Annotated in this window: 19 protein-coding genes; 3 read left to right on the forward strand and 16 right to left on the reverse strand. The window is 59.8% G+C overall.

Annotated features, from left to right (window positions below; translation table 11 throughout):
• Positions 1–190: 190 nt before the first annotated feature.
• From wecC to B2J86_RS18180, 15 genes are all read right to left on the reverse strand, one after another.
• Positions 191–1411: a UDP-N-acetyl-D-mannosamine dehydrogenase gene (wecC, locus tag B2J86_RS09735; protein ID WP_169167504.1), complete on the reverse strand. Its 1221-nt coding sequence runs from the start codon at positions 1409–1411 to the stop codon at positions 191–193.
• Positions 1412–2551, reverse strand: coding sequence for a non-hydrolyzing UDP-N-acetylglucosamine 2-epimerase (gene wecB / locus B2J86_RS09740; RefSeq protein WP_173025402.1), 1140 nt, complete (start codon positions 2549–2551; stop codon positions 1412–1414).
• A gap of 63 nt (positions 2552–2614) precedes the next feature.
• Positions 2615–4090: a lipopolysaccharide biosynthesis protein gene (locus B2J86_RS09745; protein WP_216842348.1), complete on the reverse strand. Its 1476-nt coding sequence runs from the start codon at positions 4088–4090 to the stop codon at positions 2615–2617.
• Positions 4091–4157: 67 nt separating this feature from the next.
• On the reverse strand, positions 4158–5306 hold the full coding sequence (locus tag B2J86_RS09750; RefSeq protein WP_173025404.1) for a TIGR03088 family PEP-CTERM/XrtA system glycosyltransferase: 1149 nt from the start codon (positions 5304–5306) through the stop codon (positions 4158–4160).
• Positions 5303–7249 (reverse strand): XrtA/PEP-CTERM system amidotransferase, encoded by a 1947-nt coding sequence (locus tag B2J86_RS09755; RefSeq protein WP_173025405.1) that lies wholly within the window; start codon positions 7247–7249, stop codon positions 5303–5305. The genes B2J86_RS09750 and B2J86_RS09755 overlap by 4 nt, the downstream gene beginning before the upstream one ends.
• A 2-nt stretch (positions 7250–7251) precedes the next feature.
• Positions 7252–8841, reverse strand: coding sequence for an exosortase A (gene xrtA / locus B2J86_RS09760; RefSeq protein WP_173025406.1), 1590 nt, complete (start codon positions 8839–8841; stop codon positions 7252–7254).
• A 343-nt stretch (positions 8842–9184) separates the two neighbouring features.
• Positions 9185–10057 carry an XrtA system polysaccharide deacetylase gene (locus B2J86_RS09765; RefSeq protein ID WP_173025407.1) on the reverse strand — a complete coding sequence of 291 codons (873 nt, stop codon included), beginning with the start codon at positions 10055–10057 and terminating at the stop codon, positions 9185–9187.
• Between the two features lie 16 nt (positions 10058–10073).
• A complete protein-coding gene (locus tag B2J86_RS09770) occupies positions 10074–11195 on the reverse strand; it encodes an XrtA/PEP-CTERM system-associated ATPase (protein WP_173025408.1) in 1122 nt (373 codons plus the stop codon).
• Positions 11196–11198: 3 nt separating this feature from the next.
• The gene (locus tag B2J86_RS09775; protein ID WP_371736370.1) at positions 11199–12758 is read right to left on the reverse strand and encodes a TIGR03016 family PEP-CTERM system-associated outer membrane protein; all 1560 of its coding nucleotides are present in this window, start codon (positions 12756–12758) and stop codon (positions 11199–11201) included.
• Positions 12759–12777: 19 nt separating this feature from the next.
• On the reverse strand, positions 12778–13740 hold the full coding sequence (locus tag B2J86_RS09780) for an XrtA-associated tyrosine autokinase (RefSeq protein WP_173025410.1): 963 nt from the start codon (positions 13738–13740) through the stop codon (positions 12778–12780).
• A 9-nt stretch (positions 13741–13749) separates the two neighbouring features.
• Positions 13750–15312 (reverse strand): XrtA system polysaccharide chain length determinant, encoded by a 1563-nt coding sequence (locus tag B2J86_RS09785; protein WP_173025411.1) that lies wholly within the window; start codon positions 15310–15312, stop codon positions 13750–13752.
• A gap of 66 nt (positions 15313–15378) precedes the next feature.
• Complete coding sequence (locus tag B2J86_RS09790; RefSeq protein WP_169167493.1) at positions 15379–16017, reverse strand: XrtA/PEP-CTERM system exopolysaccharide export protein; 639 nt, start codon at positions 16015–16017, stop codon at positions 15379–15381.
• A 206-nt stretch (positions 16018–16223) separates the two neighbouring features.
• Positions 16224–17207, reverse strand: coding sequence for an NAD-dependent epimerase (locus B2J86_RS09795; RefSeq protein WP_254068038.1), 984 nt, complete (start codon positions 17205–17207; stop codon positions 16224–16226).
• A 220-nt stretch (positions 17208–17427) separates the two neighbouring features.
• A complete protein-coding gene (locus B2J86_RS18415) occupies positions 17428–17511 on the reverse strand; it encodes a hypothetical protein (protein ID WP_371736384.1) in 84 nt (27 codons plus the stop codon).
• 367 nt (positions 17512–17878) lie between these two features.
• The gene (locus B2J86_RS18180) at positions 17879–18307 is read right to left on the reverse strand and encodes a sugar phosphate nucleotidyltransferase (protein WP_254068039.1); all 429 of its coding nucleotides are present in this window, start codon (positions 18305–18307) and stop codon (positions 17879–17881) included.
• 315 nt (positions 18308–18622) lie between these two features.
• Here B2J86_RS18180 and B2J86_RS09805 point away from each other — a divergent pair, with 315 nt between their 5' ends.
• Positions 18623–19111 (forward strand): low molecular weight protein-tyrosine-phosphatase, encoded by a 489-nt coding sequence (locus B2J86_RS09805; RefSeq protein ID WP_173025413.1) that lies wholly within the window; start codon positions 18623–18625, stop codon positions 19109–19111.
• Between the two features lie 88 nt (positions 19112–19199).
• Here B2J86_RS09805 and rpe read toward each other — a convergent pair whose 3' ends face one another.
• A complete protein-coding gene (gene rpe / locus B2J86_RS09810) occupies positions 19200–19883 on the reverse strand; it encodes a ribulose-phosphate 3-epimerase (RefSeq protein WP_169167490.1) in 684 nt (227 codons plus the stop codon).
• 30 nt (positions 19884–19913) lie between these two features.
• Between rpe and apaG the strand changes: the two genes are divergently transcribed.
• Together apaG and B2J86_RS09820 are read left to right on the forward strand one after the other, a co-directional pair.
• Complete coding sequence (gene apaG / locus B2J86_RS09815) at positions 19914–20321, forward strand: Co2+/Mg2+ efflux protein ApaG (protein WP_169167489.1); 408 nt, start codon at positions 19914–19916, stop codon at positions 20319–20321.
• Positions 20318–22294, forward strand: coding sequence for a site-specific recombinase (locus B2J86_RS09820; RefSeq protein WP_173025414.1), 1977 nt, complete (start codon positions 20318–20320; stop codon positions 22292–22294). Before apaG ends, B2J86_RS09820 begins: the two co-directional genes overlap by 4 nt.
• Positions 22295–22344 lie beyond the last annotated feature (50 nt).

Below are 22344 nucleotides of genomic sequence, written 5' to 3' on the forward strand. Positions count from 1 at the left end.
GTCATGACTCCGAACGTGCCCCTGTGGGGTAGTGCCCTTGCCAAGACACCCAGTGTCCCGGTAAGTGAACAGGTTCGTCGGGAGGCGCGCACCTGGCATGTCGCGGCGCTGAACCGTCCACAGCAGCATGATCACTGCAACGAGCTCTGCCAAAAGGATTAGACCTTCGATCATCAGCGCTCTCCAAGCTTTACCGCAGCACGCCCTTGGTGTCCAGTACCACCTTGTCCTTGATCACCTGCGGATCGATATCGCTGAATTCATGGTGGTCTACCAGCAGCAACAGTATGTCAGCCTTCTTCAGAACATCCTTCAGGTCGTGCAAGGGGAATGGGGCCCTGTCTTTCGCCACATTGGGGTCGCAGGCCATGACGGTGCCGATTCCCGAATTCAATAGCATCTTGACGATTTCCATCGACGGAGATTCCCGCACGTCGTCGATATTGGCCTTGAAGGTCAAGCCCAGGCATCCAATGACCGGATCCTTGAAGCGTTCTGCTTTAGCGCGGACCTTCTCGATCACCCAGTGCGGCTTAGCGTCGTTGACTTCACGCGCCGTGCGAATCAGACGCGCTTCTTCCGGTGCGCTCGAAACGATGAACCAAGGGTCGACCGCGATGCAGTGCCCGCCCACCCCGGGACCAGGCTGCAGGATATTCACGCGCGGATGACGGTTGGCCAGCGAGATGGTTTCCCACACGTTGATGCCCAACTTGTCGCAGATGACAGACAACTCGTTAGCGAAAGCAATGTTAACGTCGCGAAACGAGTTCTCCACCAGTTTCGACAGCTCTGCCGTGCGACTGTCGGTCTCCAGAATGGCACCGTTGCAGAACGTTTTGTAGAGTGAGCGCGCCTTGGCTATGGCGGCCTTGGTAGTGCCTCCAATGATGCGATCGTTGTCCACCAGCTCGCGTAGGATGTGGCCGGGCAACACGCGTTCAGGGCAGTGTGCAGTGTGCACTTTGCCGGCCAAGTCGGGGCGCAGGCTGGTGATGATGTGCTCAACCACTTCGGTGGTGCCTACCGGTGAGGTCGATTCCAGGATGACCAAGTTGTCCTCACGCAAGTAGGGCGCAATGGCCCGCGTGGCAGCCTCCACGTACGAGAGATCAGGTGCCTTGGCATTGCCGCCCTCTTCCCTGAAGGGCGTGGGCACTGCCAAGATGAAGGTATCGCCTTCCTCCGGGGTAAGCGATGCGCGCAGATTTCCACTGTTAACGGCCGAGCGGACCAGGATGTCGAGATCTGGCTCAATGATGTGGATATGGCCGGAATTAATGGTATTTACCGCGACTTCACTCACATCCACACCTAACACGGAGTGCCCCTTGGTAGCCAACATGGAGGCGGTTGGAAGCCCGATATAACCCAACCCCATCACCACAATTTTTTGGAATTCGCGTGCCATTTATATGTTCTCTTCCATATTTAGAATCGAGTCAATAATCCGCTGCACCGCCTTGCCATCGCCGTAAGGGTTGTGTGCCATCGACATTTTGGCGTACTCATTTTTATCTGTCAGCAATCGGCGTGTTTCACCTACAATTTTTTCACGCGATGTACCCACGAGGCGCACGGTGCCGGCGTCTATTGCCTCCGGGCGCTCGGTGATGTCGCGCATTACCAGCACCGGTTTACCCAGAGAAGGTGCCTCCTCCTGCACGCCACCTGAATCCGTAATGATGAGGTCAGATCGGTCCATCAGATACACGAAAGGCAGGTAGTCCACCGGATCCATGAGGTGCACATTGTCGAGCTTTCGCGCAGCGAGGATGTCAGCTACTGGCTGGCGCACATTGGGATTCAGATGTACCGGATACAGGATCTCAACATCGTTGTGTTCAGCAGCGATGTCCGCCAGTGCATGGCAAATGTTTTGAAAACCGTCGCCAAAGCTCTCGCGGCGGTGACCGGTGACCAAGATAAGCCGTCGATTCGGATTCAGGAAAGCAAAACGGTCTTTCAGCGCCTCTTGTGTATTGGTATCATCGCGCAGTTTTTTGACGACAGCCAGCAATGCGTCGATAACGGTGTTGCCGGTCACGTGAATTGAATCGGGCGTCACACCTTCCCGCAGCAGGTTGGCCTTGGCTGCGACCGTAGGCGCGTAGTGAATATCAGCAATCGCGCCAGCGAGGCGCCGGTTCATTTCTTCAGGGTAAGGTGCCAGCTTGTTGCCAGTGCGGAGTCCGGCTTCCACATGACCCACCAGAACCCGGGAGTAGTACGCGGCCAAGCTCGCCGCCAGCGTGGTGGTGGTGTCTCCATGCACCAGCACCAGATCGGGTCTTTCTTGCAACAGAACAGGTTTAAGCCCACTGAGAATGTTCCCGGTGATGTCAAACAAATCCTGCCCAGGTTTCATGATATTCAGATCATGCTTGGGCACGATATCGAATAACTTAAGCACTTGGTCGAGCATTTCGCGGTGTTGCGCCGTTGCGCACACCACCGTCTCGATATCGCCGGCCCGGTCCTGCAGGCCCTTGACTAGAGGAGCCATCTTGATAGCTTCCGGACGAGTGCCGAATATGACCATGACTTTCATCGCTTGTCTTTCATTAAGAAAACTTATCTTCTGACGGGCGGATGAAATGGCGTGCAGAAATCACTAAGCCTGAGCCGGTGGCACCCGCGAGCGAATCAAGTCCACCAAAGTCGACTCCAGCCCCTCAGGCCGCCCCGAAACCCACCAACTGAAAAACCCCCATACGCTGCAGAAAATAGCTCCAGCGAATGCACCAAACAGCAACTGCTGCCAGCTGGAAAGGTTCACTATTGCCATCAGATGTGTGCCAAGGACAAACAGACCCAGCGCGCCAAGCAAAGGGCGCCAAAGCGATTGCGCAATCGCACCGATGTGTAGTCCACAGAACTTGTGCGCGTACAAAGTGGTCATGCAAGCGCTGAATACGCTCGATAACAGACGAGCCCACACCAATCCGACCAAGTGAAACAATGGCAACAACACCACGACCCCTGCTGCAAATACTGCCAACTCCATCCACACAATGGCACTGAGCGAGCGTGTGTGACCGTTCAAGATCAACAGTGTGGCCACGGGACTCACTGAAAACTGTGCTGATGCAACCAATGCGTAAACAGCAACATATGACGAGGCCTGCACCCAAGACGGCCCCAGAACGACAGCAGTGAGAGGGATCGAGAATATTGCCACTCCAGCGGCAATCGGCATCGTGAAGGCGTTTGCCGCAGCCATGGTTTTGAGCACAGCGCCGTTTATTCGATGCTTATCGTTTTGCATGGCCGACAGCACGGGCAAAAAGGCGCGTACCAAGGGAGGCCCCAGCTCAGCCACAGGCATGCGCCCCAGGTCACCGCCTACATGGTATTCACCGAACTCCTGCGTTGAACCCACTCGACCTGCGATGAATTCGTCACTCCTTTGAAGGAAGAACGCCCCCAAAGAAGACAGCATGAGCCAGCGCGTTACACCCCAGATCTCACCCATATGACTAAAGCTCCACCGTGGGCGGTAAGGGTGCAGGACATAACTCAGCACGAAAACAACCAAATATCCGGCAGTGATCCCCAATACCAGCGCCCGGTAATCACCTAACAAATAGCCAGCCAGCAATGTGATTAGGACACGGATAACGTTGGACGTAACGTTAACTCGAAAATCCAGGGAAAAGCGGAAGTTCTTCTGCGCGAGTGTGAGACCGATGTTATTGACGCCGTCGAGCAACATGCAAAAGGCAAATACCCAAAGTACCGGTTGGACTCTTGGCTCCTTGAAGTAGGTAGCGGCCAATCCTGCACTGGCCACCAGCAGCACCGCCAACACCAGCCCCTGGATGGCCTTCAAAGTCCAGGCAGAGTCGATTTCATCGCGCGTGACATCACCCTTGCGCAGAAGCGCAGTGGCTACACCTAGATCTGTCATGGCGTGCACCATGCCGACAAAGAGCATAGCCATCGCAACGATGCCGTAGTCAGCCGGGAGGATCAACCGGGCCATGATGACAGTGTTAACAAAGCCCAGGGCCTTGATCGACCATCGGGTTCCCAAGGTCCACAAGGCACCTCGAATGAGTGCGTGCTTCGGGCTTTGCGTTCGCGTCATGGCAAACAAGCCCGGGACTTCGAAGCCATTGAATGAAGGCCAGCGACTGGCAAGGACTTGAGAGAGTTCATGTGGCCAACGAGCCCAAAAATATCGGACTGTATTGATCGACCATCGCCTGAAGGCCAAAATGATCGACCACCGTTTTCCTGGCAGCGGCGCCTTGAGCAATGGCCATGCTTTCGTCCAAGAAAACCGTCCATATTGCCTCGGCCATCGCCGCCTCGTCATCCGCAGGAACCAACTGTCCGTTCCGACCGTGTTGTACGACCTCGGGGGTCCCGCCCACGGCTGTCGCGACTACTGGCAATCTGCAGGACATGGCCTCCTGCAACGTGCAGGATGTTCCCTCGGCCTGCGACGGCAAAACAAAACAACGGAGTTGATTGAGAACGTCGGCCACATCAGAACGTGTACCCGGGAGCCAAGCCAGATCCTGTAGGCCGCCGCGGCTCAGTATCTGCTCGACTTCCTTTTTCAACGGGCCGTCGCCGACCATGACGAGACGCATTCGGTACCTCGCCTCTGGATGCTCGTTTATCAATCGTACGAATACGCGTGCAAGCATTGGCTGATTCTTGACGGTCTGCATGCGCCCGACGGTTCCGATGATCCAGTGCTCGGCCGCCGAGAAAGGGCAACCCGACAGGCCAACTCCGATGGCGTCCGCTGGACGGAAAGCATCGGTATCCACCCCATTGACGATCAAAGTTCTGCGGCACTGAGGAATTCCCACTCCGTCGGCCAGGTAGCGAAACAGGTCTTTCGACACCGCGACATAGTGGCTCACAAAGGGCCTGTAGAGTTTGCGCACGCGACGGTACTTCTTGCTCATCCCTTTGGGATCGTGTGAGTCCCATCCGTGCTCGGCGTGAATGCGTAGCGGCACCCTGGCCAACCAAGCCAGCGGCGTGACCTCTAGCGCAGCGAGGTTGCAAGTGTGGACCACGTGGGGTTTTATTTCACGCAGCAGCTTGTAAATGCGCGGATATAACGGTACCGCATGACCCGGCTGTTTTTCCAGTTCGATGAACCGCACACCTGGTTGGGTAATGCGATTCTTGAAATCGCTGATGGTGGTAAGCGCCATTACCACGTGCTCGAACTGGTCAGCTGGCAAACGGTTGATTAGTTGAACGATGACGTTTTCCAATCCTCCCGCCGAGAAGCTGTAAACCACATGAACGATCCGCCGGCGGAGCTGTGTGGTGTTCATATGGGTGTGGCCGCCGCACGGGTGACAGCAGTGGGCACAGCCTGTGCGGGCGTCTGGGCATAGCGGAGGAAAGCATCAAACATGATCAGCATCCACAACACCGTCGAGTGATCGTATTTGCGGTTCATATGCTGATTAATCAGTGCCCGCAGTGTCTCGACATTGAAATATCCCGAATCCAGCATGCGCTGGCTAAGCACCGACTCGCACATGCGCACGGCCAGTGGTCCCCGCAGCCAACTGGCCAATGGCACTGAAAATCCCATCTTGGGCCGGTACAACACGTCGCGCGGCAGTAGTGGCTCGAAAGCTTTTTTGAACACATATTTGCCCTGCCCACCATGGATCTTCAGGCTGCTGGGCAGCGTGGCCAGCCATTCGACGAGATGATGATCCATAAGCGGTTCCCGTACTTCGAGCGAATGCGCCATGCTGGCGCGGTCCACCTTGGTGTTGATGTCGCCGACCAGCCACGTCTTGTAGTCCAGATACTGGATTAGGGCCAGCGGATCTTCGGTCTGCGCTTTGCCTGCGTGCTGGCGAAACACGTCGAGCGAGCTGTATCCGCCAAGACTGCGCTGGAACTCCGGCGAAAAAAGGCGCTGGCGCTGGTCAACCCGCAGGTGCGACATGCTGTGGTGGTAGGCCTGTACCGTGTCCATGGCCATGGCCTGAAAGGTGGTCTTGGCGCGGAACATGCGCGGTGCCCAGTCGGCCTTGGGGTACAGAATGCCGAGCGAACCGAACAGCGGGCTGCGCAGGCCGTGGGGCACGCGGCTACGCACGCTCTCCTCGCCCAGGTGCATGCTGTAGCGTCGGTAGCCACCCAGGCTCTCGTCGCCTCCATCGCCCGAGAGCGCCACGGTCACATGCTTGCGTGCCATCTGGCAGACCCGGTAGGTGGGAATGGCCGAACTGTCGGCGAAGGGCTCGTCATAGAGCCTGGCCAAGGTATCAATGAGGTCGAAGTCGTCGCTCTTGACGATTTCGAGCCGATGGTCGGTTCGGTAGAGGTCGGCCACCTGCTGGGCAAAGGCTGATTCGTTGTAATGGGGGTCGTCGAAACCGATGGCGCAGGTGTGCACTGGCAAGCTGGACAATCCAGCCATGGTGGCTACTACGGCGCTGGAGTCAACACCGCCGGAGAGGAAGGCGCCGAGGGGAACGTCGGCGATCAGGCGTAGGCGCACCGACTCCTTTACACGCTCGCGCAGTTCGCTTTCAGCTTCAGCTAGATTGACGGGATTGTCATTGCTGAAATAAACGTCCCAGTAGGGCTGGGGCGCGGGCTGGCTGGGCATTCCGCGGCGCAGCAGCAATGTATGGGCCGGTGGGAGCTTGTGGGCCTGACGGTATATGCAACGCGGGTCGGCAACATAGCCCAGGGAAAAGTACTCTTCCACGGCCAGTGGGTCAATGCAGCGCACAAAACCGGGGTGGGCGGTTATCACCTTGAGCTCAGAGCCGAAGATGAAGCTGCCGTCAGGTAGCCAAGCGTAATGCAAGGGCTTGACGCCCATGCGATCGCGCGCGAGGAACAGCGTTTGTTGATTGCGGTCCCACAGAGCAAAAGCGAACATGCCGCGCAGGCGCTGGACGCATGCAGGACCCCAGGCCTCCCAAGCGTGGACGATGACTTCGGTATCGCTGCGGGTCTTGAAACAGTGCCCCATATCCTTGAGCTCGGGCACCAGTTCCTGAAAGTTGTAAATCTCACCATTGAAGACGATTCCCACGCTGTCATCTTCGTTGAACAGCGGCTGTTGGCCAGTGGTCAGGTCGATCACAGACAAGCGCCGGTGACCCAGCGCGAGGCCGGGCTCAAGGTGAAGTCCGTCTTCGTCGGGGCCGCGGTGAGACTGCATGTTGTTGATATGCGAGACCAGCGCTCGATTGAAGTTGCGCTGACCTTGGGTATCGAATAGGCCGGAAATGCCGCACATGATCAGTGCCCCTCGCGAACCATGCCAAGCGTAGTTCGCAAGGCACTGCCGTGAACAGAAAGGAAGGCCTGCAAAATGTGATTTCCCTGGGCTTCGGCCTCCGCAGTCGGTGCAATCGTCGGCAACACGGTATAGAGCACGATGATGGCTCCGTCATCGCCCCGTCCTGCAAGCAGCCCCAAAGCAGTGTGAAGCTTCGCCATAACGTCACTGGACATAAACCTGTTGTTGACCCAATAAAATCGCCACGTCAATATGCGATCCGTGGTGCGGGCCAACCCTCCTCCCTGCTCACGAAGCACCGCTGTCGCAACCCGCGTGGGCACGCCGCCGAAGCTCACATCACTGGTACCCGAGGAAACACGAGACCACCGCATGTCGTCGCTATCCACTAGCACGTTTGACGACGTCACCAACTTGCGCTTGTTGTTTTGCTGGCGGAAATAGGTGAGGTGCAACCCGACACGCTGACCATCCGGCCCTATATAGCCAGTGTGACTGCTCGCCGATGGGTTCTGGAAATTGGGCGTCCAGAATGCCGGGGCCGTATCCGCACCGTGCCAAGGAGGCTGCGCCTGCACGGCGGACAACACCACCGGATTGGAAGACACGCTTTGAAGAAGCGCAACCTTGGCCAGATGAGGAAATGCCACGACAGTCAGTGCAACCGCAAAAGCCACCCAAACATCCCTGGACGGAATAGCCGGTCTTTCGTGTACTGATGTGGTACTGCTCTCAACAGCCGATTTTTCGCCTGCCGTCAACTGGTCTTCCCAATGCGACCCAATGAGCAACATGAAGAAAATCACGATCCCGAAGAATACCCAGCCATAGATCAGGTGATCGACCCCAGTCGCAAGCTCATTGCCAGAGAAGTGTCCGATCATGACAATCATATAGGCGCGCAGCCAGTTGGCTACGAGCGGTACTAGGATCGAAATACCGACGAAGATCAGTCGCTTGCGTAAGCTCGTATAGGTAAGGTACGCAAATATGCAGCCGACCGTAATGGAAGCGATAAGGTATCGGATACCACTACAGGCCTCCACGACAGACCACGAGCCCGACGGGATAATGAATTGAAGACCCTCTCGATAGACGGGAATTCCCGTCCATCGCAGCGCAACGACTGTGAAGTCAGCGGTCCATTCCATGAGTTGCGGCAGCATAAAGTCGCCTATCGGAACTGCAAAGAATAGAAATGCCAAGGGAAATATCATTATCCTTGCGATGTCCCATCCGAGTATTACCGGAACGCTTAGAACGAGCAAGGCTACCAATGCAAGATGAGTGGTTGCATTCACCACTACCAAGTCACCAAGCAGCCAAAACACGGCCACGATGGTCATTAAGACCCCTGCCCACCTAGACGATTGTGGAGTCTTGATAACCCACCGATCCCTAATACGCCACAACAGCCAGAGCGTAATCAGCGGAACGACATAACCATGGGCGTACGTATCAGATGTGGACCAGATCGTAACCATGCCCAAGGCAGTGCGCCAAAAAAGAAGCAGAATTGCCATCTGCAGCAAACACAGTGCCAATAATGGCTGGCGCCACGGTTCTGGGATTCTTCTGATCAACGGCATCAAATGCTCAATGAAAGGGGCGAGTCTGCAAAGTTAATGACGAACTCACCGGAATCAGAAAGCTACCTGTGTCAACAAACGCTAGGTCTCGCGGGTTGGCGCGCCATGCACCAATAATCCCCATGTGCGTATATGGACAGAGGCCACGGATCGACCCCACAGACTCATCATCTCGAACATCTATGAAACCACCCAATAAAATCATATGTCGGTCCTGCAAACAACTCAATAGGTGACAAAAACAAACCTTAGTTCTGTCGATGAGTTGATCATGCACGCCGTGGGCGCACGTTAAATTGCTCTTATTCATGGGGCGCCTTTAGCGAGCGAATCCAGCGAGCATTTAATTTATAACCACCGATACCGGCTGACATGATTCTTGGAGGAAAATCTGATCCATACGGCCCCAACGAAAGTCTTGGAGCAATCGTGAAAATCGTTGCTCGGTGTGGCGAATGTTCACATAATGACGGAAACGCGTCTTGAGTCCGAGGCCTGGAATTTGGGGTTGTTCGGCGTCGATCTCCCAGGGGTGAAAGTAGAAGACGGCAGGTTCGGCGTCGCAAAGGTTGACCTGCTTAATCATCCACCGCGACAGTTCGTAGGGCAGTAACCGGAAGAATCCACCACCGCTGCACGGCAGATTACGGTTGAACACGCGTAGGGTGGTCAAAGGCACTTCAATTAGTTTCTCACGTATCTGGTGGGCAAACCGCGGCGCGTCCGGCATGCCGTAATGGTCGTGCTGAATTGGGTAAATGCTCGAGCTATAGCGATGGCCGACACGCTCAAGCGAGTCGAGTGCCCATAGGTTGCTCTCACCAATGGAAAAACTGGGAGCGCGGTAGCCCTGCACAGGCACGCCAGCGATGTCCTCCAATAAAGACTTAGCGCGCTGGATATCTTGGAAAAATTCCTGGGCGGAAAGGTCACTTACCCGTTCGTGGCCGTAGCCATGACTGGCGAGTTCGTGCCCTTCGTCCACAATTCGACGCACCAGTTTCGGGTAACGCTCAGCAATCCAGCCCAAGGTAAAGAAGGTTGCATGGATGCCACAGCCGTCCAGCAAAGCCAGAATACGGTCCATGTTGCGCTCCACGCGGCATTCGCGGGTATCCCATTCGCTGCGCCTGATGAAAGGCGCGAACGCGGACACTTGGAAGTAATCCTCGACGTCAATGGTCAGCGCGTTGGTGATGGGAAGCGTGCTGCACATGGTCGTAGGTCCGGGGTTAACTGGTGGCGTTGCCTGGACTCGGGCGGCGAACAGTGGCCACCAACTTTTGTAGATGCACCAGGATCTCAAGGTTCACGCGCTCTTGGCGCAGAACGCTGTGCTCAATGCGCAGCAGGCGCGCGCTCAGTTGCTCGGCCGCAATGTGCGCCAATTGGTGGTCCATGGTGTCGGCAAGCGCAGCGTCCAGGTCCAGGTCCAGCGCCAAAGGTTCTGCATTGCCTGCGGGGGGGCCATCGGAGTGCGTTTCTCCGACGCGCTGCAATGGAGCGTAATGCGCCCCCTCCCTGGGCTCTGCAGGAGGCATGTGCATTTCTGCTTGCAGCTCGTGGATGATCTCATTGACCAACTCAGGGTCGATATGGGTTCGGTCGCTCAGAAACCCTTGCAAGAGGACGCGATCGCACAGGTTGTTGATGCGCCGCGGAATGCCTCCCGTATGGCAATGCACACTGTCGAAAATTTCTGCATCGAAAGTGGGCTTATCGGTTGCGCCTGCGCATTTGAGGCGGTGCAGAATATATTGTCGTGTTTCATCGGCATCCAACGGTCCCAGATGGCATGCAGCAGTCACCCGCTGGCGCAGTTGCACCATGCCAGGACTTTGCAAGATTTGTCGAAATTCGGGCTGACCAACCAGAAAAGTCTGCAGCAATGCGTCGCGGCCATTTTGGAAATTCGAGAGCATGCGCAACTCTTCCACAGCCTGGGGCTGTAGGTTCTGCGCTTCGTCGACGATCAGTAGGCAGCGCTTGCCTCGCAAGGTCTGTGCGACAAAAAACGCTTCCAATGCCAGTAGCAAACCGCTTTTGGAGACCCCGTGCACAGGCACCCCAAAAGCAGCGCCCACCAGGCGAAGCGTGTCTTCAGCCCCCAGTTGCGTGCTCACCAGATGGGCGGCCACGATGCTGTCCGGATCCAGGCTGTCGAGCAAGCCGCGAACGATCGTGGTCTTGCCAGCCCCGACCTCGCCCGTGATGACGATGAAGCCTTCGCAGCGCATGACGCCGTATTCCAAGTAGGCACGGGCGCGTTGGTGCTGCTTGCTACTGAAGTAGAAGCCCGGATCGGGATTGAGCTGAAAAGGCTTGCTTTTCAAGCCATAGAACGCTTCGTACATGGATCAGAACCGGTGCGTGATGGTACCGATTACGGCCGATTCGCGATAAGGGATGGCGGGGCCACCGGAGACAACGCGGCGTATCTGGACTCCCCCGTTCGTCCGCGGCGCCAGCAAAGTATTCAAGCCGAATGAGAGCGAACGCACCCGCGTTTCCAGGCCAGAAACCGTGCCCATGCTTTGCTGCTCGATCCAGCTCGCATTGAGCGAAGAGTTCGGTGTGAGACGGTGTGCCAGCCAAAGGCTCCAGCCGCGCTGCCGAATACGGGTGTTGGTATCAAAATCGTCGCCCAAGGAACGCGCAATAGTGTCCAGGCGCCGATTGTCGGTCCGCGTCGCTGCCAGGGTCAGCATGCTGCGCTGGCCTAGAAACGCCAGCGACAGCTGCTGGGCCCGCTGCAATGAACTCGAAGACCGCAAAAAGTCCGGAAATACTTGCAGGTTGGCTGGCAAGCCCAGGCGTTCGATCTCTGCCAATACGAACTGGGTACGCCGGATGGGGTCGAGCTCCTGCCGGGCATAAACCCCGTTGAGCAGGTCGAACAGCGATCCTAGGGACGCCGACTGTGCGTTCTGCCCGCTGGAGACGCCCTGGCTGTCGGTGTAGCGCCAGACGGTGAGCCCGGTACGGTGCTCCAATACCACGTTATGGGCATTTCCAAAATACCTTCTTTCGTGATCGAAAGACAGGCGCGTACGCTCGGAAGGTTGCCAAACGGCGCCCAAGCCCACGATGCTGTTGGACTCACGGATCGGTGATAGCTGGTTGGTGGACTCGGCACCCACAACACCAGACACGGCTATCTGCGGCGAGATGGCATATACAAGATGGGCTCGCAGAGTGGCAGTATCAATGTTGCGGCCCAGAGAATAGTCAACGGTCTGTTGGCTGGCATCGACGGACCACCCGAGCACTTGGCCGCTGCTTCTGTTGCCCAGGCGCAAAAGCCAGTCCTGGGTCAGAATATTGGAACGAATTGCTGTATTGGTGTGGGTGTCTTGCGCACTGTAGCGCGCCTCGTAGTCTGCTAAGGAACCGAAGCGGCCGCGCAAGTACGGGGAGACACGGAAACTCGAGCTCTGCGTGGCATTGGGATTGGCCGGAGAGCCGCCGACTGGAGCACCAAAAGCCGATATGGGCTGCGATGCAACGACGCCTTCCACATCGACAAAGGCACGTTGTTCGATCGCCTCGATGACAGCGTTTGCGTTCAAGTTGTGCAATACGTGGTCAGAGCCCGTTCCCCGGGCGTAATGGATCCCACGGAGCGAATAATCAAAAAACCCCTTGATCCGGGCCGTGTTGCTGACCAGCCTTAAGCCTGGAATCACCTCCGTCACCTGATCACTGACGGGAGTGGCCTCCAGTCGGGCATTGCTGGTCACCGTATGCTGCAGTGATATTCGTGGCTCCATCCAGATACTGGGTTGCCGCGGCTCAGTGGATTCCTCCATTTGTTGTGCTGCGACAGGGCGTGCCACAAATGCCGGCGCAGTGACCAGCAGTAAAAAGGCACAGCGAGCGAATGGAGGGCTTACGACACGGCGGTACGTTGGCTTCACTCGGGCTCTCCTGTGTGCGTCATGCCGCGACAGCGGCTGATCGCGCTCTGCCATGCGTGTGCTCATAGCCATAACCATGGCCATACCCATACGCTCCCACGCCACCGGTGCGGGCTTGGTTGAGCACCATGAGCTTGATGGGACATGCCTCGATGGTGGACAGGGCGTGCTGAACCTGGGACTGCAGAGTCTTTTCCGCCTGGACCACCATGACAATCTGACCCATGTGGCTTGCCAGCGCCCGTGCTTCGGTAGTGAGCAGCAAGGGTGGCGAATCGAAGACGATAATGCGATCGCTGTAACGCTTGCTCATATCTTCCAGCAACGCGACCATGGCATCGCTGGCCAATAGTTCCGTTGCGCGTTGGTGGGGAAGCCCTGTAGGTAACAAGGTGAAGTTATCAATATTGGTGCGCAGCAGCACATCGGACACACCAATCGTCGGATCGAGCAACAGATCCAGCAAGCCACGCGCTTGCGGCAATCCCAGCGTGCTCATGACCGAGGGGCGCGCCACATCCGCGTCCACCAACATCACCGTATGGTTCAGCTCCATCGCCATGCTCATGGCCAAGTTGATGGCCATGAAGCTCTTGCCTTCCCCAGGCATGGCACTGGTCACCATGATGAGGTTGCCGTTGGCCACCAACGCCGCGCCTTTACCAGTTGCATTGTCCAAGAGGGGACGCTTGATGACGCGAAACTGGTCCGTGGTGGCTGAGCGAGGTGCGTTGGGTGTGACAAAGCCGGCTGCAGCCAACGATGCCAAGTCGACCTGGACACTTTTTGAAACTTGCTTCGGCGACGAAGCGTCCTCAGCACTTTTGCTGCTTTGGAAGAGAGACTCGGCCACTGGCAGACTGGACTTCGTTTGCTGTGGGGCGCTAGTCGGATCAAGGTGTACCGCTTCACCCGGAACGGGCGTACCAGCGTTACGCAATTGCTCTAAGCGCTGAGCGGCTTTTTCAATGGAGCTGGTCATGGTTGCGTCTCATCCGAGGAGGCGAGTTTGGTAGGACAGTGCTGCCATACCGCCTGCGTAAAGAACAATGAGAGCCATCAACGCCAGCATGAAGCGCCTGAAGCTGCGTTTCTCGCGTTGATGTAAGTCCTCATTGGGAATCAGGTCGACAACGCCCAAGAGAGGCAAGTGGGTTAACTGCCGCAGCGCCGCGCCGTCGAAAATTACCGGCCGGATTTGGCTCACAACAAACGCGATGCCCAACCCGGCAGCCAGTGCCGCCAACAAGGACACCGGCAACAACAAAACCCTGTTAGGAGCCACAGGCTTTGGGTTCACACGCGGCGGGTCGATGACACGGAAATCGGCCACGCTGGACGTGTTTTCCAGCTCACCTGACATTAAGGCAGACTCGCGCCGCGACACCAAATCCGCGTAGTTTTTCTGGTGAATTTGGTAGTCCCGATTGAGCTGTGCCAACTCCGCCTCCAGCTGCGGCGCCACCTTCAGCTGCTGCTGTATGTGGCTGGCGCGAGATTCGTATTCAGCGACGCGCGCGCGCAAGGAGGCGGCCTGCACTTCGGCCGCAGAGTATGCTCGACTGAGCTCCAGCACGGCCGGGCTGGATGGCACGGAGTTCGTCGCAGGAGATTCCAGTGCCTTTCGTCGCAACTCTTCCACCTCTAGGCGTTTTTGCGCTTCGAGTTCCTCGATCAAACGGCGCGTATTGGTCACGTCAGGGTGCGCATCGGTGTAGCGCTGCAAAAGCGTATCCAAATTGCGTTTTTGCACGTCTAAACGTGCGTCGATCTCCGGGGTCTGCACCGGGGCTCCCAATCCCGCGAGAGACTGCTGAGATTGCAGACGGAGCGTCTCCAGTTGGCGACTGGCGGCAGCGCGCGCGCTCTCGGCCTCCCGCAGTTCGAGGCGCGCCTGGCTCAGCATGTTGGCAATCTCTGCGGCGCGTCCCGCAGAGTCCAGTCCCGCTTGGGACTGCATCTGGATATTGCGCAGTTTGAAATCTTTGAGCCGGCTTTCGGCTTCGGTCAGCTTGGCCTCATAGCTTTTAATTTGCTCATCAAGGAAGCGGCGCGCGCTGTCCGAGTCCTGGCGCGAAGCCCCTAAACTGGACTCGACAAAAATCGTCAAGAGGGACTGGACAACGCGCTGCGCCACCTCCGGGCGCTGAGCGCTATAGGACAGGGTGTAAAGATTGTCGCGCCCCGCGCTCTGGATGCTGATCGCTTTGGTAACGGCATCCACCAACGCATCCTTGTCTGCCTTGGTCTTCACCCCCAAATCGAGATCGACCTGGCGCACCAGCCGCTCCACCGTTGGCCGGTTGATCAACGTGCGGCTGAGCATGGCCACCTGCTGCTCGATGTTGGGCTGCACGGCAATGCCTGTCATGAGCGGGCGCAAAATGGATTGCGTATCCAAGAACACGCGTGCCGATGCCTGATAGTGGTCGGGCATCAACAGTACCACCCCTATCCCTACTACCCCCACAAGCCAGGCAACAAGCATGGCCAACCGGCGATAGGTCCACATCCCGCGCACGGTTGTGGTGATCTGACTTAAAAGCTCGTCCATCCGCCCCCCTATCGCATGCAAACTGCGCGGTCTATCGCGTGATCGCTCCGACTGTGCCCATCCGCGTCAGAACCATCCTTGGGGAATGATGAGAATGTCGCCAGGCAGCACATCCACATTGGCATCGATGTCACCGCGCTTGATCAGATCGTTCAAGCGCACGGTGTAGCGCTTGTTGCCCTCTGCTGCCCGCACGAGGGTGGCGCGGTTACCATCCGCGAAATCGGTCAGACCTCCCGCAGCGATAAGCACGTCGAGCACCGTCATGTTTTGTTTGTAGGCAAGAAACTGCGGTTTTGCCGCTTCGCCAACGACACGGATCTGCTCGCTGTACGGGCCGACGAAACCTGTCACGATCACGGTAACCACCGGATCGCGCACATATTTGGCCAGCTCTTTTTCCACATCTCGTGCGATTTGCGCCGATGTCTTGCCCTGCGCAACGAGCCCGTCCACCAACGGCGTAGACACTTGGCCATCGGGCCGTACCGGCACGCTTTGTGATAACTCGGGGCTGCGCCAGACGATGATGTTGAGCATGTCGCCTGGCCCGACGATATAGTTGTAATCGGGGGCAGATGCCTTGACCGGGGCTGCCGGGTAAGCGCCGCCGAAGCCGGAACAGCCAGCCACTGCGACGGCCACACCGCCCATACCCACCACACGAACCACTGCCTTTAGAAGCCCAGAGATGTATTTCTGCATGGAGAACTTTCTACAAAGTTTGCGGAAGTATCAAATGGCTAGAAACAATACAAGACCGTTGCAGCAGCATACCTTGAACGAATGCGGAATGCAGCAGCATTTTCCTGGGGTCCATGGACTTCGGCAACCCTGCCGCGGCGCTCTCGGCGCATCGCCCCTGTCCTTAGCCTGAGTTCCTTTTACGCTACCCGTTCAAGCCGACAGATTCAAGCTCCGTAATAGTCACGGTACCACCGAACGAAGTACGCCATCCCTTGCGCCAGTGGCGTGGATGGCGCAAATCCCACCCAGTCCCGCAGTGCCGTGGTGCTGGCATAAGTCGCCGGCACATCCCCCGGCTGCATGGGCAGCAATTGCTTGGTGGCCACCTGTCCCAGCGCACATTCCAGGCAGCCGATGAAGTCCAGCAGTGGCACGGGGTCGCTGTTGCCAATGTTGAAGATGCGGCAAGGGACACCGCCCTCGTGCTCGGGCGTGGCAGGGCGGTCCAACACCCGCAACACCCCCTCAGCTATATCGTCGATGTACGTGAAATCACGCTTCATGTCGCCGTGGTTGAATACTTGGATCGGCTCGCCTGCCAGGATGGCGCGGACAAACAAGTGGTACGCCATGTCGGGCCGGCCCCAGGGACCATAGACCGTGAAGAAGCGCAGGCCTGTGGTCGGAAAACCGTAGAGGTGGCTGTAGGTGTAGGCCATCAGCTCATTGGCCTTCTTGGTGGCAGCGTACAGGCTTACCGGGTGATCGACCGCGTCGGTTTCGGTGAATGGCATCTTGGCATTACCGCCATAGACGCTGGAGCTGGAGGCATAAACCAGGTGAGCGACGCTCTGGGCGCGACAGCCCTCCAGCACATGGCCAAAGCCTGCGAGATTGGAATCGAGATAGGCATAAGGATGCGTGATGCTGTAGCGCACGCCGGCCTGGGCGCCCAAATGGATGACACCATCGAACCGTTCGGTGGCAAACAACTTGGCCATGCCCTCGCGGTCGCCCAAATCCAGCCTGAGAAACCGAAAACCAGGTGTGCCTTCGAGCCGTCGCAGTCGCGCCTGCTTGAGCGCGGGATCGTAGTAATCGTTGAGGTTGTCCAGGCCTAAAACCCGGTCACCGCGTGCCAGCAGGCGCTGGGCCACATGGTGGCCGATGAAACCGGCCGCACCAGTCACGAGGATGTGTGAGGGCATTCGCTCTGTTGGCATGGCAGGTGCCTCCGGAAAATTGGCGTGCCGTTAACGCCTATAAATGTCGTCCAAACGCACGATGTCGTCCTCGCCGAGATAGGCCCCCGCTGCACGTCGACCATCTCCAAGTGGACCTGTCCCGGGTTTCGATCCGGTGCGCGACGCCCAGAGGAATATGCCTGGACCGGTTCTCGGACGTCAGGAACACGTCGTCGCCCTTCACTCAGGCCGTGCCGCGCACGACCACCCAGTGCTCGGCGAGATGGTAGTGCATTTGCAGCGGCAGCTTGCCACCGGGCTTGGCCACGATGGGCTTGACCTGAAATCGCTCTCCCGCATCGATGCTGTCCTACCAGCCACCAGGGGGTGGCACACCTTGCAGTGCAGCGGCCCTTCGGTGCAACTTTTGTGCTTGAGGCGGTCGACGATTTTTCACGTCCTGGGTGTAGCGTTGATGGACCACCAGCACTGCGTCGGGCGCCTCCACCATGACCAGCCTTGCACGCCCATGCAGACCAGCTTAGGCGTCTGAAGAAAGCGCCAAGGTGTCGCAGCTGTCCTGCATGAGGGTCCGTCGCTGCGCCACATGGCCGTCGCCGTCCTTGGGCAGGATCTGCCACAGGGCATAGCGCGCCCCAGGCGCCCCCATCGGGCCTACACAGCGCCAACGCATGCTAGCCCGATGCACGCAGCACAAACAGCCTACTGTTACAAAGGTAGTCGCCCGATCGCACGTAACCCTTGGCCGTTGCAAGGTCGGGTTTTCCGACAGAACGGTCTATGGTGTGCGCCCCGTCGCGGCCGACCGGGGGGCTGGTCTGGATGTAGTCATAGCCCGTCTCTGGGCGATCGGGCGTGAGCCCAAAAGGCGCGATGGCACCCTCCTGTGCCAGCAGCGCTGGCTGGGCAATGGCATGGTCTGCAGGCATGACTAGCAGCAGCATCGGATCGGTGCCGCCGTCCTGGGCGGCCAGCGCAGCGAGCGTCAGGGCGGGGGCTGTATTGCGGCCATGGATCTCCAGCACGATACGGGCCTGCGGCCGATCAGACGCACAGATGCGTGCCCGAGCCGCCCGATAGCACCACGGCTGAATCGTCAACATGCAGGCCTACCGTTTGTCTGGGTGCAAGGTCGACGCATGCGCTCTACCCACCGCGCCGGACGCGCATGACGGGGGCGGCGCCTGGCGCCGACGAAAAATCACCGGGTAACAACGGTATGGCGGCAAGAACGCAGGCCCCATTTCGCACGGCGCTTCGCAGGGCTGAGTCACTGCGGCTTCGTGCCGCCAGGCCGCCTTATTCCATTTGATGGCACGCAAGCGCTGCTTGGGGTCCGTGTTTGCAGCGCGCCCGCCGCGCCGCGGGTGCGCTCCTACAATGGCCCCGCCCCGGCCATTGGGGCAAGCTTGCCTCCCATGAGCCAGTACTTCGTTCTCTTCGTTTGCATGGGCAATATTTGCCGCAGTCCCACCGCGCAAGCGGTGTTCCGCCAGCGCGTCGCAGCGGCGGGGCTGGCGCAGCGCGTGCGCATTGACTCTGCGGGCACCCACGCCGCGCCCCAGGGCGAGGCACCGGATCCACGCGCACAGGCCCATGCACGCCAGCGGGGCTATGCCATGGACGCGATCCGGTCGCGCCCGGTTCACGAGGGCGATTTCCACCGGTTCGATCTGCTGCTGGCCATGGACGACCACAACCTGGCCTTGCTGCAGAGCCGCTGCCCGCCGGCGCTGCACCCGCGCTTGCGGCGCCTGACCGACTTTTGCCTGCGCAGCAGCTGCTCCGTGGTGCCCGATCCCTACTACGGCAATGCCCAGGGTTTCGAGAATGTGCTGGACTTGCTGGAAGACGCCTGCGACGGACTGCTCTTGCATGTGCGCCGGCAACTGGACTCGGCGGGATGAGCATGCGGCGCGGCCGCGGGACGGACGCAGGGCGGGCCCCAAGCGCCTGGCGACAGAAGCCCCGCGCGGAGCTGGACTCGCGAGACGCTCAGGCCGCGAGCGCGCCCCGCATCGCGGTGATCACGTCCCGGTAGTCGGGCTTGCCAAAGATGGCGCTGCCGGCGACGAAGGTGTCTGCCCCCGCGTCGGCCGCGCGGCGGATGTTGTCCACCTTGATGCCGCCGTCCACTTCCAGTCGGATGTCGCGGCCCGTGGCATCGATGCGCCGTCGCACCTCTTCGATCTTGCGCAGCGCCGAGTCGATGAAGCTCTGGCCGCCGAAGCCGGGGTTGACGCTCATGATGAGCACGAGGTCGATGTCGTCGATCACCCAGTCGAGCACATCGAACGGCTCGGCCGGGTTGAACACCAGCCCGGCCTGCACGCCTTGGGACTTGATGGCCTGGATGCTGCGGTGCACATGGTGCGTGGCGTCGGGGTGGAAGCTGATGAGATCGGCGCCGGCCTGGGCGAAAGCGGCAGCCAGCGCATCGACCGGCTGCACCATGAGGTGCACATCGATGGGGACGGCCACACCCTCGGGCGTGACGGCGTGGGGCTTCAAGGCCTGGCAGACCATGGGGCCGAAGGTGAGGTTGGGCACGTAGTGGTTGTCCATCACGTCGAAGTGGATCCAGTCGGCTCCGGCAGCGATGACGCTGCGCACTTCGTCGCCCAGGCGGGCGAAATCGGCAGACAAAATGGAAGGGGCAATGCGGTGGGTGCGGCTCATGCCTGCAATTGTCGCAGTTACCATTGGCCGATGCCAAAGTACCAATTCCAGGTCGAAGTGCAACCCGAATACCTGCCTGAGCAGTCGTCCCCGAATGCGGGTGTGTTCAGCTTTGCCTACACCATCACCATCACCAACGCGGGCTCCGTCCCGGCGCAACTGGTCTCGCGCCACTGGATCATCAGCGATGCGCACGGCCACACCGAAGAAGTCCGGGGCCTGGGCGTGGTCGGGCACCAGCCGCTGCTCAAGCCCGGCGAGTCCTTCCAGTACACCAGCGGCTGCCAGCTGCGCACGCCCAGCGGCACCATGCACGGCAGCTTCTTCTGCGTGGCCGAAGACGGCGAATCCTTTGACTGCGCCATCCCGCTGTTCGTGCTCGAAGCGCTGGACCCGGGCGAGCCCAGCCAGCCCCTGAGCAGCCGGGTGCTGCATTGAAGGTCGCGCCCCTGGACTTGGCCGCCCTGCTGGCGCGGCTGGATCCGCAGGCGCCGCTGGCCGAGCGCCACCTGTGGCTGATCGCTCTGCTCGACTGGGTGCGCGGCGCGCGCGACTCGGTGCCCGCCAGCCTCGGGCGCGTGCAGCTGCTGATCGATGCTGTGGAGGCGCGCCACGACGTGCGCGCGCGCCTGCAGGCTTGGTGGGCCGCGCTGGTGGAGACGGTGGACGTCACCACCTTGCTGGCCGATTTCGGCTTTGCGCCGCGCACGGCACTGGTCAGCGAACTGGCCGAGCGCCTGCGCCGCAAGCTGCTGCCCAGCAGCCCCGAGACCATCGATGCCTCCGAACTGTTCACGCTGGCGCTGCCCAGCGCCTTCGATGCGCAGTGGCTGGGGGCGCTGCACGAAGAGCAGCTCGAGCGCCTGGTGGCACTGCTGGCGGACGGCGAGGGCCACACCACGCGCTGGCAAAAAACCCTGCTCGACGCCATCACCTACTGCGCCGGCCAGATCCTGTCCACCGGCTATGCGCCCGAACTGCGCCTGCGCATGAGCGAGGCCGCGCGCGAGGCACAGCCGTTCCACGCGCTGATCCGCGATGTGGAGAGCCTGCGCGTCGAGGTGCTGCACGGCCTGCGCACGCGCGACCGGCTCGACGAATCGGCGCAGCGCCTGCGCGAGCGGCTCGATGCCTGCCGCAGCGCGGCATCCACCGTGTATGCGCACTTCGAAGACAACGGCATCTCGGTCGGCCTGGTGTTCCGACTGCGCCAGCTGCGCGTGCGCATCCTGCGCGTGCGCGAACTGCTCGAATGCGTGCTCTCGCCCACACCGGCCGTGAGCGCGGCGCGGCTGCTGGCCCACCTGGTGCAGGTCGGGCAGGAGCGGCGCAGCCTGCGCGCGCTGCTGGCGGCCAACTCCTCGCTGCTGGCGGCCAAGGTGGCCGAGCGCAGCGCCGAGACCGGCGAGCACTACATCACGCGCACGCGCGGCGAATACTTTGCGATGGTGCGCAACGCCGCCGGCGGCGGCGCCGTGATGGCATTCACCACGCTGCTCAAGTTCGCTCTGTACGCGCTGGCGCTGTCGGCCTTCTGGGGTGGCTTTGTCGCCGGCATCAATTACGCGGCGAGCTTTGTGCTGATCCAGCTGCTGCACTTCACCGTGGCCACCAAGCAGCCGGCCATGACGGCGCCGGCCATGGCCGCCAAGCTCAAGGACATCGATTCCGACAGCGGCGTGGCCGAGTTCGTCGACAAAGTGACCTACCTGGTGCGCTCACAGGTGGCGGCGGTGCTGGGCAACGTGCTGGTGGTGTTCCCGGCCGTGCTGGGCCTCACGGCCCTCTGGGCCCTCGCCACGGGCGGCCCCGCGATCAGTGAAAAGAGCGCGGAGCAGGTACTGGACTCGCTGCACCTGCTGGGGCCGTCCCTGCTGTTTGCGGCGTTCACCGGGGTGCTGCTGTTTGCCTCCAGCATCATTGCCGGCTGGACGGAAAACTGGTTCGTGCTGCACCGGCTCGACTCGGCCATGCGCTACAACCCGCGCATCACGCGCCTGCTGGGCGCCGCGCGCGCGGCGCGCTGGGCGCGCTTCCTGCGCGACAACCTCTCGGGCCTGGCGGCCAACATCTCGCTCGGATTCATGCTCGGGCTGGTGCCGGCATTTGCCAGCTTCTTTGGCCTGGGGCTCGATGTGCGCCACGTCACCTTGTCGACGGGCCAGCTGGCCGCCGCCGCGGCGAGCCTGGGCCCGGACGTGCTGAGCCACCCCGCGTTCTGGTGGGCCGTGGCCACCCTTCCGCTGCTTGGCGCCCTGAATGTGAGCGTGAGCTTCTACCTGGCCTTCCTGCTGGCGCTGCGCGCGCAGAACGTCACCGGCGTGGAGCGCGCGCGCATCTATGCCGCCGTGCGCGCGCGCCTGCGCTCGAAGCCGCTGAGCTTCTTCGTGCCCGGGCGCCAGGACAACTGAGGCCGGCCCATGCCCTCCTCCCTGCCGGGCGTGCCACTGTCCTACAGCGA

Origin of the sequence: Acidovorax sp. SRB_14, from assembly GCF_012932145.1 — a bacterium.
Classification (GTDB): domain Bacteria; phylum Pseudomonadota; class Gammaproteobacteria; order Burkholderiales; family Burkholderiaceae_C; genus Simplicispira.